This window comes from Bradyrhizobium sp. SZCCHNS1022 (genome assembly GCF_032484835.1).
In the GTDB taxonomy this organism is placed as follows: domain Bacteria; phylum Pseudomonadota; class Alphaproteobacteria; order Rhizobiales; family Xanthobacteraceae; genus Bradyrhizobium.
The window spans coordinates 463179-475775 of sequence record NZ_JAUETT010000004.1 but is presented as its reverse complement, the minus strand read 5'-3'; the positions used below and the strand labels follow the sequence as shown (position 1 = coordinate 475775).

The following is a 12597-nucleotide window of genomic DNA, read 5'->3' as shown; positions in this document are numbered from 1 at the left end:
ACCAGCGCGTAAGCCAACTCCGGCCTGGGAGTTGGCTCCCGGCTCGCGCTTCGCTTGGCCGGGACGACGAGCAGGCAATGCCCCCTACAGCTCGCCGCTCATGTAGGCCGGCAACCAGTTCTCGAACCGCGTCTTCAACGCTTCGACCGCGACCGAGGCCTCGCCGGCGATCGCGATGGCGTCGCCGCCGGTGGTGCCGATCCTGACGCAGGGAATGCCGCAGCCGCGCATCTTCGCAAGCACCCGGCCCGCCTCACTCTCCGGCACCGTGACGAGGTAGCGAGCCTGGTCCTCGCCGAACCAATAGGCGTGCGGCACGATCGCGCCGGATGCAGCCAACAGCCGCGCGCCGATGCCCGATGCCATCGCCATCTCGGCAATCGCAACGAGAAGTCCGCCATCGGACAGATCATGCACAGCAGTCGCAGTGCCCGCATGGATCATGCCGCGAACCACATCGCCATTACGTTTCTCGGCGTCGAGATCGACCGGCGGCGGCGCGCCCTCCTCGCGACCACAGAGCTCGCGCAAGTAGACCGATTGGCCGAGCCAGCCATGGGTCTCGCCCACCAGCAGGATCGCCTCGCCTTCCGTTTTGAACGCAAGCGTCGCCGATTTGGTGAAGTCGTCGAGGAGGCCGACGCCGCCGATCGAAGGCGTCGGCAGGATCGCCCTGCCGTTGGTCTCGTTGTAGAGCGACACGTTGCCGGACACGACCGGGAAGTCGAGCGTGCGGCAGGCCTCCGAAATGCCCTTCAGGCAGCCGACGAACTGCCCCATGATCTCAGGCCGTTCCGGATTGCCGAAATTGAGGTTGTCGGTGATGGCGAGCGGCCGGCCGCCGACCGCGGTGATGTTGCGCCAGGCTTCCGCCACCGCCTGCTTGCCGCCCTCGAACGGGTCGGCCTCGCAATAGCGCGGCGTGACGTCGACGGTCAGCGCCAAGCCCTTCGGCCCCTCCTGCACGCGGACCACGGCGGCATCGCCGCCCGGCCGCTGCACCGTGTTGCCGAGGATGACGTGGTCATACTGCTCCCACACCCAGCGCTTGGAGCACAGGTCAGGCGTTGCGAGCAGCTTCTCCAGCGCCGGAATGATGTCCATCGGCGCCTTGACGTCGCGGGCATGAATCACCGGCAGCGCCGGCGAAGCGACATGCGGCCGATCATAGAGCGGCGCCTCGTCGCCCAGCTCCTTGATCGGCAGGTCGGCCATCACGTCGCCGCCATGCTTGACGATGAAGCGCTTGCTCGGCGTGGTATAGCCGACCACGGCGAAGTCGAGCCCCCATTTGCGGAAGATCGCTTCCGCCTCCTTTTCTTTCTCCGGCTTCAGCACCATGAGCATGCGCTCCTGGCTTTCCGAGAGCATCATCTCATAGGCGCTCATGCCGATCTCGCGGGTCGGCACCGCATCGAGGTCGAGGTCGACGCCGAGATCGCCCTTGGCGCCCATCTCCACCGCCGAGCAGGTCAGGCCCGCCGCGCCCATGTCCTGGATCGCGATCACGCAATCGGCCGCCATGATCTCCAGGCAAGCCTCCAGCAGGAGCTTCTCGGCAAAGGGATCGCCGACCTGCACGGTCGGCCGCTTCTCTTCCGAGGCATCGTCAAACTCGGCCGAGGCCATCGAGGCGCCGTGGATGCCGTCGCGGCCGGTCTTGGAGCCGAGATAGACGATCGGCATGTTCACGCCGGAGGCCGCCGCATAGAAGATCTTGTCGGCCTCGGCGAGGCCGACCGCCATCGCGTTGACCAGGATGTTGCCGTCGTAGCGGGTGTGGAAGCGCATCTGGCCGCCGACCGTCGGCACGCCGAAGGAATTGCCGTAGCCACCGATGCCCGCGACCACACCGGACACGAGGTGCCGCGTCTTGGGATGCTCCGGCGCGCCGAAAGACAGCGCATTGAGACAAGCGATCGGGCGGGCGCCCATCGTGAAGACGTCGCGCAGGATGCCGCCGACCCCGGTGGTCGCGCCCTGGTAGGGCTCGATGTAGCTCGGATGGTTGTGGCTCTCCATCTTGAACACGACCGCCTGGCCGTCGCCGATGTCGATCACGCCGGCGTTCTCGCCCGGGCCCTGGATCACCCAGGGCGCCTTGGTCGGCAGCCCGCGCAGATGGATGCGCGATGACTTGTACGAGCAGTGCTCGTTCCACATCGCCGAGAAGATGCCGAGCTCGGTGAAGGTCGGGACCCGCCCGATCAGCTGCAGGATGCGCTCATATTCGTCCTGCTTCAGGCCGTGGGCGGCGACGATCTCGGGGGTGATCTGCGGTTCGTTGCTGTGCATCGTGTCGGATTCTCGCGGAAACCGCGCCTTGACCATCCCACCGGGATCGGGGGCGTCAGTTGCGTTCATAGAAACATCGGCCGGGCCGGAAAAGGCCTTTTACGGCCCTATTCCGCCCTGTCCAGAGCTTTACCCCGCCGACCGGTCCACCGATTTGCAGATCGGCGGTCAATCGGATTTAAGACGGCAAACCAGCAGTTAAAGGCCCTTGCCCGTGCACGACCTCGCCCGATCCGCCTTCGACAACCGTCCCGGCCTCCATGTCGCCACCGAAGGCGAATTCGCCGGCTGGCGCACTTGGCTGCGCGACAGCTATGAGAGCCATACCGGGCCGTTCTGGCACCGGATGGAGGACGACGGCTCGATTCGCTGTGCGTTCCGGGTCGAGAGGAAGCACCTCAACGGCGCCGGCAACGTCCACGGCGGCTGCTTGATGACATTCGCGGACTATTGCCTGTTCGCTTTCGCTGCACCGATCCTGCAAGGTCCGGGCGTAACCGTCTCATTTGCTTCCGAATTCCTCGATGCCGCCCGCGAGGGCGAGCTGGTCGAGGCGACCGGCGAGGTCACCCGCGCCGGCGCCTCGCTGATCTTTTTGCGCGGCATGCTGAAGTCCGGCACGCGGCCGCTGTTCTCGTTCTCCGGCACCATCAAGCGGGTCAAGCGCCGGACGCCGGAGACGGTCAGTTCGCCTTAGTACGGAGATACCGACGAGCTTCCTCGCCCTGTCTGGGGGGCTTGAGCACGAATCTACCGGAAGCGCGATCAAGCCGCGCTTCCGGTCGTAGCCTGCGACCGCTTACTGCTGTTGCTGCTGCGGATCGATCACCTGAACGACCTTCTGATTTTGCGGGTCGACCAGCACGAACTGATCACCGATCGCGACGTACTGATAGGAAGCCAGCTCCGGGTTGCTTTGGGCGAGCTCGTCCGGCACACGCCGCAAGGTCAAGCAGTTCGACCCGGAGGACGATGATGAGGCCGTGCCCACCGTGGTCGACTCGCCTGAAGCGCGGCGCAGGATCTGGCGCTGCTCGTCCGAGAGCACGATCCGCGAGCGGCCGCCGCTGTACGCGTAGCCATAGCCGCTGTCGGCGCTGACGCCGCGCTCCGGAATGACATCGACGATCTCGCGGCTGCGCGGATCGACGATTGCGATCTCGTCGTGAACCACGGTGTACTCGTAATCGCGATATTCGGGCACGATGGACACGATATCAGCCGGCAGCGGACGCGGCCGCACCCGCTCCGGCAGGCGCTCACCGACATTGACGTTGATGTTGATATCGGTCCGCGCCTGGTCGAGATCGCGGTCGCGGCGCAGCCGGTCGACCACCTGCGTGCGCTGCTGGTCATTCACCGAGGCCGACATGCGCGAGCCGTTGCGGTCGGGCTGGTTCTGGTTTTGGTTCTGAGCCTGGCCGGTCGCCTGTCCAGGCTGCGCATTCTGCTGCGCCGTCGAGCTGCCGCGAGGCATTGGCTGCTGCGCGGCGGCGTTGTTGTCCGGGCGATTCGACTGGGTCGTCGCCTGGTTGTTGCGCTCGGTGCCCTGCTTCTCCGCGGCGCGATCGGGAGCCTTGCGCTGCTCCTGGCTCTGCTGCGCGGCGCCGGTGGCATTGCGGTCGTGACGATCGGCCTCACGGTCCTGCGGCTGGTTCGGCTGGCTGGATTTGCCGGTTTCGGCGGCACGGTTCTCGCCCTTGCGCTCGTCCCTCTGGCCCTGCTGCCGCTTGGTCTCCGTCGCCTCCTTGGCGTCGCGGCCTTCGTGCTGGTCGCGCTGAGCGCTGGAGGATGGCGAACGCTCGCTCTTTTCAGACTGCGCCGCATTCGATCCGGCCTTATCGGACTGCGCCGCGCCTTGGCCGACGGTCTGCTTGCTGTCGCGGGAGTGTCGCTCTTCAGCCTGCTCACGGCCGGACGATGCGCCGCCTTCCCCGCGCCGCTGGTCCTGCGCGCTCTGCTTCATCTCAGAGCCGGCGCGCTCGGCGGCGCCCGAGCGTTCGCCGGCAGCAGAACCCTTGGCTTCGCTGCCCGGACGGCTCGCCTCGTGAGATGTCGAGGGCTGCTCGGTGCGTGCGCCCTCGTGCTTCATGTCAGGTTGGCTCTGGGCGAGAGCTACGCCCGAGCCGGTCGCCAGCGCCAGCGCGATGGCCGCAGTGCCAAGCCAATATTTCGATGTCGTCGTCATGGGTGAACCTCCTCCTGGGGTTCCCCTGCCCCGTGGAACGGGCATACAACGCCACGGGCCGCACGCCGTTGCGCGCGACCGCTGCAAAAATTTAAGGAACGATTTCGCCGGACGCGTTACGCCGCGCGGTCGAGATGGGCCACGAGGCCCGCGAAGAGACCACGGCCGTCGGTGCAGCCCATGATGTCTTCGACGTGATTCTCGGGATGCGGCATCATGCCGAGCACATTCCCGTTCTCGTTGACGATGCCGGCGATCGAATGTGCCGCGCCATTGATGTTGGCATCCGCATCGACCGCGCCTTCCGGCGAGCAGTAGCGATAGAGAATGCGGCCATCGCCTTCGAGACGCTTCAACGTCTCTTCATCCGCTTCGTAGTTGCCCTCGCCATGAGCGACCGGGACACGGATCACTTGCCCGGCGTTGTAGCCGCGCGTGAACGGCGAATCCGAGCGCTCGACGCGCAGATGCACGTCCTTGCAGATGAACTTAAGCTTCTCATTGCGCATCAGCACGCCCGGCAACAGGCCGGACTCGCAGAGGATCTGGAAGCCGTTGCAGACGCCGAGCACGAGCCCGCCCTTGGCGGCGAAGTCGCGCACCGCATCCATGACAGGCGCGCGGGCCGCGATCGCGCCACAGCGCAGATAATCGCCATAGGAGAAGCCGCCTGGCACCACCACGAGGTCGGTGCCCTTCGGCAGCGAACTCTCCGCGTGCCAGACCATCGCCGGCTCATGGCCGGAGATCAGGCGCAGCGTGCGCGCCATGTCGCGCTCGCGATTGATGCCGGGGAAGACGAGGACGGCGGATTTCATAGCCTCAACTGGCCCTGTGTGCTTAGCCTCTCTCCTTGTGGGAGAGCGTGGTCCAAATGTCGCTCGGGAGAGGGCGGAGGACGCCTACCCCAACAGCTCCACCCGGTAATTCTCGATCACCGTGTTGGCGAGCAGCTTGTCGGCCGCGGCCTTCAGCGCAGCTTCTGCCTTGGCCTTGTCGGCACCGGCGAGCTCGATGTCGAACACCTTGCCCTGCCGGACGCTGGCAACGCCATCGACGCCGAGCGACTTCAAGGCCCCCTCGATCGCCTTTCCTTGCGGATCGAGGATGCCGGATTTCAACGTCACCGTGACACGCGCTTTCACGTCACTCACCTTCAGCTCTTCACCAGTACCGGGCCGGAGCCGGCCGGCCGCTCGTTTTCGATCAGGATGCCCAGCCGCTTGGCGACTTCGGTATAGGCCTCCAATAACCCGCCGAGATCGCGACGGAAGCGATCCTTGTCGAGCTTCTCGTTCGACTTGATGTCCCACAGCCGGCACGAATCCGGGGAGATCTCGTCGGCGACGATGATGCGCATCATCTCGTTCTCGAACAGGCGGCCGCATTCCATCTTGAAGTCGACCAGCCGAATGCCGATGCCGAGGAAAAGCCCGGTTAAGAAATCGTTGACCCTGATGGCGAGCGCCATGATGTCGTCGATCTCCTGCGGGGTCGCCCAGCCGAACGCCGTGATGTGCTCCTCGGAGACCATGGGATCGTTGAGCTGGTCGTTCTTGTAATAGAACTCGATGATCGAGCGCGGCAGCTGGGTGCCCTCTTCGATGCCGAGGCGCTGCGACAGCGAGCCCGCCGCCACGTTGCGCACGACGACTTCGAGCGGCACGATCTCGACTTCCCGAATCAGCTGCTCGCGCATGTTGAGACGGCGGATGAAGTGGGTCGGCACCCCGATGTCGTTGAGGTGCTGAAACAGGTACTCCGAAATCCGGTTGTTGAGGACGCCCTTCCCCTCGATCACCTGATGTTTCTTGGCATTGAAGGCGGTCGCATCGTCCTTGAAGTGCTGGATCAGGGTACCCGGCTCCGGACCTTCGTACAGGACCTTCGCCTTACCTTCATAAATGCGACGCCGGCGGCTCATTGGGATGTACCGTGTTTTGTTAAAATCCATGAACAGGTGGGCTCCGGACGATTTTGGACAGGACCACGACGGAGCTGCCGCGAAGGCCTGGACCTGATGGAAACAGAACAAGAACCGGGCCTGGGGGAAACCTATCTGATTGGCTCCCCGAGCACAATCGATCCGGGCCGGCGGGACGGAGTTTTACCATTCTTCCCTGCGGCGTCTTGCCGGTTGAGATGGCTTCGCCTTGGCATTGTGTTGGCAAGGTGTTCCAATTATTTAGGCACGCGGACACCTGCCCGCAACCGCCGCTCCGGCTCCTTTTCGGCAACACTGGAACTTCCGGCTATGACCACATTCGACAAGCGCGAAGAAGCCTTCGAAAGGCAGTTCGCCCACGACGAAGAACTCAAATTCAAGGCTGAGGCCCGCCGCAACAAGCTGCTCGGGCTATGGGCGGCCGAAAAGCTCGGCAAGAACGGCGCCGACGCCGAGGCCTATGCCAAGGAGGTCGTGGCCGCCGATTTCGAGGAAGCCGGCGATACCGACGTGCTGCGCAAGGTGCTGGGGGACCTCACCGCCAAGGGCGCTGCGGTGACCGAGACCGACATCCGCGCCAAGATGAGCGAACTCTTGGCCGAGGCGGTCGCGCAGGTGAAGGCGGGACAGTGAAGGGCGAATAGCGAATCGTGAGTGGCGAACAGGGCAATTCACTATTTGCCACTCACTCCGCACCGATCGCCTAAGCCTTGATGTACACCCAGGCTTGAAGACCTGAGCGCAGCCCCACCGTCACGCGCTTGTAATCGGCGACCTCGTACTGGTCCGCCGCGAGCAATTCGGATGGGGTGATTTCGAACACGGTCCCATCCACCTCGTCGTTCGGATTGCCCGTCGGAACAACGATCGGATGAAATCGCTCACCACTCTTGGCGATCACATCAGGATCTGTGATCTCAACCATGCTCTTACTGAAGCCCGGCATTGTATCGGGGCGTCCGACAAGAAGCCTACCGAAAGACGCTAATTGGACACTCTCCAGTTGCAGCGTGCCATAAGAGAACAGGAATACTTCCTTCGCGACTGTCACGCCCGCTCCCGCCATGTCATATCAAAGCTTAGACATATAGCTGAAGCGGGTGACTGGCGAGCGGCAAATCGGCCTTCTGTCCTACTCGCTACTCGCCATTCACTACTCTACTCTTCCTTGAAACCGTATTCCGGCACGTTGCCGCTGGCGCCGTAATATTTGTACGGCAGGAACTTGCCCGACATCGAGATCTTGACGCGATCGCCTTTCGGATTCGGCAGCCGCTCCATCACCATGTCGAAGTCGATCGCCGACATGATGCCGTCACCGAACTCCTCCTGGATCAGCTCCTTCCAGGCCGGGCCGTTGATCATCACGAGCTCGTAGAAGCGATAGATCAAGGGATCGGTCGGCGGCATCTGCACGCCCTCGCCGCGCATCGGCGTCTCGTTCAGCATCGCGATCTCGCTTTTCGAGAGGCCGAACAGCTCGCCGGCATTGGCCGCTTGCGGCTTGGTCAGCTTCATCTGGCCGAGAATGGCGCCGACGATCAGCACCTCGGAATAACCGCCGATCTTTTCGCAGATATATTTCCAGCTCCATCCCTTCTCGCGCTTGATGTCGAGCAGCTTCTCGGTGAGGTCGGATCGTTTCATGTTTAGTCTCCCTGGCTTGAAGGCTAGCCGGCTCTGGCCTGTGCCGAGCCGGTCTCGACTGACTTTGGCGCACTCACGATCGTCGGCTCGGTGCGGCCGATCCGCACCAGCGGCACCTTGCGCGGGTCATGGTCGGGTGTATCGGCGGTGAACGTCTTGCTGCGGCTCACCAGGAAATCGATGATGTGGTTGCGCACGCCGTAGTAAAGCGGATGGCGATGCAGATCCCCGCGCAAGCGCTCTTTCGGCAGCGGGTTCTCGACGATCTCCGCCAGCACCGCCCCCGGACCGTTGGTCATCAGCACGATCTTGTCGGCGAGATAGATCGCTTCATCCACGTCATGGGTGATCATGAACACGGTCTGTCCGGTCTCCAGACAGATGCGGCGGACCTCGTCCTGCAATGTGCCGCGGGTCAGCGCATCCAGCGCCGAGAACGGCTCGTCCATCAGCATGATCTTCGGCGTGATCGACAGCGCCCGCGCGATGCCGACGCGCTGCTTCATGCCGCCCGACAGCTCTGATGGGCGCTTGTGCTCGGAGCCGGACAGGCCGACGAGATCGATGAAGCCTTGCGCATGGGCCTTGACCTTGGCGCGATCCCATTTGCGCCATTTCGAGCTGACGGCATAGGCAACGTTGCCGAGCACGCTGCGCCAAGGCAAGAGCGCATGGCTCTGGAAGATCACGGCGCGATCGAGGCTCGGCCCCTCGATGGCCTGGCCGTCGACGATCACGGCGCCTTCGCTCGGACTGTCGAGACCGGCGAGGATGTTGAGCACCGTGGTCTTGCCGCAGCCGGAATGACCGATCACGCAGACGAACTCGCCGCGCGCCACCGCAAGCCACAGGTTCTCGAAGATCGTCGTGCTGCGCGCGCCATCGTAGCGCTTGGCGATGCCCTCGATGGAGATGAATTTGTCAGTCATGGCAGGCCTCACCGTTCCCTCCCCCCTTGCGGGGTCCGAGGCGAGCGAAGCTCGCTCTCGAGGTCAGGGAGGGGGGTCCCCCACAAAGACTCGCGCCTGAGGCACCCCCACCCCTGCCGCCTTCCCGCAAGTGGGAGGGGAACAGAGTTGCGCCCGTTGTAAGAGCTTGCCCGATCATGCGGCCCCTACTCCGGAAACGTCACGAGCCGCGCAAAGCGCGCCAGGATCTGATCGAGCAGCATGCCGACGACGCCGATCAACAAAATCGCGATGATCACATTGGTGATCGAGAGGTTATTCCACTCGTTCCAGACGAAGTAGCCGATGCCGGTGCCACCGACGAGCATCTCGGCCGCGACGATCACGAGCCAGGCAATGCCGATCGAGATCCGCATGCCCGTGAGGATGGTCGGCGCCGCTGCCGGCAGGATCACGGTGAAGGCGCGGCGGAGATTGCCGACCTCCAGCGTCCGCGCCACATTGATCCATTCCTTGCGCACGCTGGCGACACCAAAGGCCGTGTTGATCAGCATCGGCCACACCGAGCAGATGAAGATGACGAAGATCGCCGACAGGCTGGAGTCCTTGATCGTGTAGAGCGCCAGCGGCATCCAGGCAAGCGGCGAGATCGGCTTCAGGATCTGAATGAACGGATCGAGCGCACGGCTCATTAACGGCGACATGCCGATCAGGAAGCCGAGCGGGATCGCGACCGCAACCGCAACCAGATAACCCAGCATCACGCGCGCGATCGAATAGCCGAGCTGGATGCCGAGCCCCTTGTCGTTCGGACCATTGTCATAGAACGGCCGCTTCAGATGCTCCCACAGCGTAGCCCCGACGTCGAGCGGACCCGGCATGGCCGACTTGCCCTGGGTCGCGGTCATCCCCATCAGCTTGGCATATTCCGGGCTCATATTGGCCGCAGGGCCGGCGCTGCGCGTGGCGATGTGCCAGGCGCCGAGAAAGACGACGAGCAATCCGATCGAGACGACGGCAGCGCGGAGGCGGAGGGATGCGGTCATGCCGATGCCCCCTCCCCGCCGTCGTCCCGGCGCACGCCGGGACCCATAATCACCGTCCTCAGCTGGTAGAAAAGGTCATCGCCGCAGGTGCCCAAAGAAAGGTCACGGCCTATGGGTCCCGGCGTGCGCCGGGACGACAGCATTGGCGTGGTCGGCGGCGTCGCGCTTGTCTCCCCCATCACGACGCCTTCCTGATCTTGAAGCTCGCGACGTAGTCGTCAGGCTTGCTCGGATCGAAGGTCTTCCCCATCACCGCAAACGACTTGTAGGAGTCCTTCGGCGGAGCGAGGCCCATCTCGGTCATCACCTTGCGCGTGTCGGTCGCCAGATAGATCTGCTCGGCCACGGCCTTGTAGTCGACGTCGCCCTTGATCTGGCCCCAGCGCTTCATCTGGGTGAGCATCCACACCGCAAAGGATTGCCACGGGAACGGATCGAAATCGACCCGCTTCGGGTCGGTCTTCACGCCGCCGAGCCCGTCGGCATAGGTGCCGGTCAAGACCTGCTCCAGCACCGTGACCGGCGCGTTGATGTAGTTGGCGGGCGCGATCGCCTCGGCGATCTGCTTGCGATTTTCCGCCTTGGAGGCATAGGCGGTCGCGTCGACGATGGCGCGCGTCAGCGCCGCAAAGCTGTTCGGCGCCGCCGTGATGAACTCGCGGCTGGCGGCGAAGCTGCAGCAGGGATGGCCGTCCCAGATCTCCTTGGACAGAATATGCAGGTAGCCGACGCCGTCATAGATCGCGCGCTGGCAGATGTTGTCGGGCGCCAGGAAGCCGTCGATGTTGTCGGCGCGCAAGTTCGCGACCATTTCCGGCGGCGGCACCGAGCGGAGCTGCACGTCGGTATCGGGATCGATGCCGTGCTCGGCGAGATAGTAGCGCAGCAGGTAGTTGTGCATTGAATAGTCGAACGGAATGGCGAATTTCATGCCTTTCCAATCCTTGGGATCGCGCTTGTCCTTGTGCTTCATGGCCAGCACGATGCCCTGCCCGTTGATGTTCTCGATCGCAGGCACGGTAAACGGGATCGGCTGTGCGCCGAGCCCCAGCGAAATCGCGATCGGCATCGGCGCCAGCATGTGGGCGGCGTCATATTCCTTGTTGATGGTCTTGTCGCGGATCACAGCCCAGCCGGCAGTCTTGACCACTTCGACGTTCAGCCCCGCCTTGGCATAGAAGCCCAGCGGCGCCGCCATGATGATCGGCGTCGCGCAGGTGATCGGGATGAAGCCGACCTTGAGGTCCTTCTTCTCGGGTGCGCCGGCCTCGGCGAAGGCTTCGGTCGCCGTCTTCAGCGGGAAGAACTGCGAGACCGCGGCGAGCGCGGTCGCTGCGCCGACAGACTTCAAAAAGGCGCGGCGTGTTGCGGACTGCGGAAACACGGCGCGCAGCACTGCCGAGGCGACCACGTTTTCATACCGCTTCTCATCGGTGTCGGCGACCGGCGCACAACGCAGCGCCAGCATGGCGTGGTCGTGTTCGGCTGCAGAACGGTGCTGGCCGCACACGCAGCCCGCATTCGCGCTGCTATCGGCATCGAACGGATCATCGAAAATCGACATGTGCTGCGCCCCTTTGTCGCACCCGCGCGCAGCAACGTTGCGGCGCGCCCTCTAACTGATCATCCGGCGACACCTTCAGCCGCCGGATGATGCAAAACATGCAGCTTCTATGCCGCCTTGCTGGCCATTGCCGGAGGAAGCGGCAAGCCCTCCTCGATCGGCAGCGACGGATCGCGCGACCACTCGTTCCAGGAGCCGAAATACATCCGCACGTCCTTCACACCGGCATTCTTCAGCGCGAGGAAGGTGTTCGAGGCTCGGGCTCCCTTGAAGCAGTACAAATACACCGGCGTTTCCGTGGTGATGCCGACGGTGGCGCATTCGGCGAGGATCTCGTCCTTCGACTTGAAGCGCGGGCCTTCGGCCGTGGGCTTCATCATGCGATACCATTCCAGCCACACGGCGCCGGGAATGCGTCCCTTGCGCGGGCAGAAGTCCTTGCCGTAGGGCGAGGATGAGTCGCCGATCCACTCATCGACGTCGCGCACGTCGAGAATGGCGATGGACGGATTGCCGACCGCTGCCAGCATCGCCTTGGCGTCGATCAGGATGCTGCCCGCTTCCGGCACGATGGAGAACGACGCCTTCACCGGCGACGGTGCGTCGGTCGTGACAGGCAGGCCGGCTGCGACCCAGGCCTCAAAGCCGCCATGCAGCACCTTCACCTTGGGATAGCCGAGCATGCTGAGCAGGAAATAGCCGCGGCAGGACTGGCCAAAGCCGGAATTCATCGACTGCTCGTAGACGACAGCCGTCTCGTTGCCGGACAAGCCGGCGGCGCCGAAGGCGTCCGCGAACTTGGTTTTCAGCTCTTCGATGCCTTCGGGAGTCGAGGTGGCGAGATAGGTGAAGATCTCATGCACATTCACCGCATTGGGAATGTGCCCTGCGCCGTAAGCGTCGGGATTGCGGGTGTCGATCAGGACACACGGTTCTTTGGTGATGAGGTCAGCGAGTTCGCCGGCAGAAATCAGAACGTCCGTCATGGCAGGCCTCTCCTGTTA

13 protein-coding genes are annotated in these 12597 nt (G+C 63.8%); 2 read left to right on the top strand and 11 right to left on the bottom strand.

Going from position 1 to position 12597, the window contains the following annotated elements:
• Positions 1 to 84: 84 nt before the first annotated feature.
• Positions 85 to 2295: a phosphoribosylformylglycinamidine synthase subunit PurL gene (purL, locus tag QX071_RS24995; protein WP_315706341.1), complete on the bottom strand. Its 2211-nt coding sequence runs from the start codon at positions 2293 to 2295 to the stop codon at positions 85 to 87.
• Between the two features lie 214 nt (positions 2296 to 2509).
• On the opposite strand from purL, the gene QX071_RS24990 reads away from it, so the two are divergent.
• A complete protein-coding gene (locus QX071_RS24990) occupies positions 2510 to 2992 on the top strand; it encodes a PaaI family thioesterase (protein WP_315706342.1) in 483 nt (160 codons plus the stop codon).
• Between the two features lie 102 nt (positions 2993 to 3094).
• On the opposite strand, the gene QX071_RS24985 is transcribed toward QX071_RS24990, so the two are convergent.
• The 4 genes from QX071_RS24985 to purC form a co-directional block, all read right to left on the bottom strand.
• A complete protein-coding gene (locus QX071_RS24985; protein WP_315728574.1) occupies positions 3095 to 4483 on the bottom strand; it encodes a DUF1236 domain-containing protein in 1389 nt (462 codons plus the stop codon).
• A gap of 116 nt (positions 4484 to 4599) precedes the next feature.
• On the bottom strand, positions 4600 to 5301 hold the full coding sequence (gene purQ / locus QX071_RS24980) for a phosphoribosylformylglycinamidine synthase subunit PurQ (RefSeq protein WP_315706055.1): 702 nt from the start codon (positions 5299 to 5301) through the stop codon (positions 4600 to 4602).
• Positions 5302 to 5385: 84 nt separating this feature from the next.
• Complete coding sequence (gene purS / locus QX071_RS24975; RefSeq protein ID WP_315706343.1) at positions 5386 to 5628, bottom strand: phosphoribosylformylglycinamidine synthase subunit PurS; 243 nt, start codon at positions 5626 to 5628, stop codon at positions 5386 to 5388.
• 11 nt (positions 5629 to 5639) lie between these two features.
• Entirely contained in the window at positions 5640 to 6407 is a 768-nt protein-coding gene (purC, locus tag QX071_RS24970; protein ID WP_016843454.1) for a phosphoribosylaminoimidazolesuccinocarboxamide synthase, read from the bottom strand.
• Between the two features lie 330 nt (positions 6408 to 6737).
• On the opposite strand from purC, the gene QX071_RS24965 reads away from it, so the two are divergent.
• Positions 6738 to 7061 (top strand): DUF1476 domain-containing protein, encoded by a 324-nt coding sequence (locus QX071_RS24965; protein ID WP_315706056.1) that lies wholly within the window; start codon positions 6738 to 6740, stop codon positions 7059 to 7061.
• A 70-nt stretch (positions 7062 to 7131) separates the two neighbouring features.
• Here QX071_RS24965 and QX071_RS24960 read toward each other — a convergent pair whose 3' ends face one another.
• From QX071_RS24960 to QX071_RS24935, 6 genes are all read right to left on the bottom strand, one after another.
• On the bottom strand, positions 7132 to 7494 hold the full coding sequence (locus QX071_RS24960; protein ID WP_315706057.1) for a gamma-glutamylcyclotransferase family protein: 363 nt from the start codon (positions 7492 to 7494) through the stop codon (positions 7132 to 7134).
• A gap of 92 nt (positions 7495 to 7586) precedes the next feature.
• Complete coding sequence (cynS, locus tag QX071_RS24955) at positions 7587 to 8075, bottom strand: cyanase (protein ID WP_315706058.1); 489 nt, start codon at positions 8073 to 8075, stop codon at positions 7587 to 7589.
• 23 nt (positions 8076 to 8098) lie between these two features.
• The gene (locus QX071_RS24950) at positions 8099 to 9004 is read right to left on the bottom strand and encodes an ABC transporter ATP-binding protein (protein WP_315706059.1); all 906 of its coding nucleotides are present in this window, start codon (positions 9002 to 9004) and stop codon (positions 8099 to 8101) included.
• Between the two features lie 185 nt (positions 9005 to 9189).
• Positions 9190 to 10029, bottom strand: a complete 840-nt coding sequence (gene ntrB / locus QX071_RS24945) for a nitrate ABC transporter permease (RefSeq protein WP_315706060.1) — start codon at positions 10027 to 10029, stop codon at positions 9190 to 9192.
• Between the two features lie 178 nt (positions 10030 to 10207).
• Positions 10208 to 11593 carry a CmpA/NrtA family ABC transporter substrate-binding protein gene (locus QX071_RS24940; protein WP_315706061.1) on the bottom strand — a complete coding sequence of 462 codons (1386 nt, stop codon included), beginning with the start codon at positions 11591 to 11593 and terminating at the stop codon, positions 10208 to 10210.
• Positions 11594 to 11700: 107 nt separating this feature from the next.
• Positions 11701 to 12579, bottom strand: coding sequence for a sulfurtransferase (locus QX071_RS24935; RefSeq protein ID WP_315706062.1), 879 nt, complete (start codon positions 12577 to 12579; stop codon positions 11701 to 11703).
• Positions 12580 to 12597 lie beyond the last annotated feature (18 nt).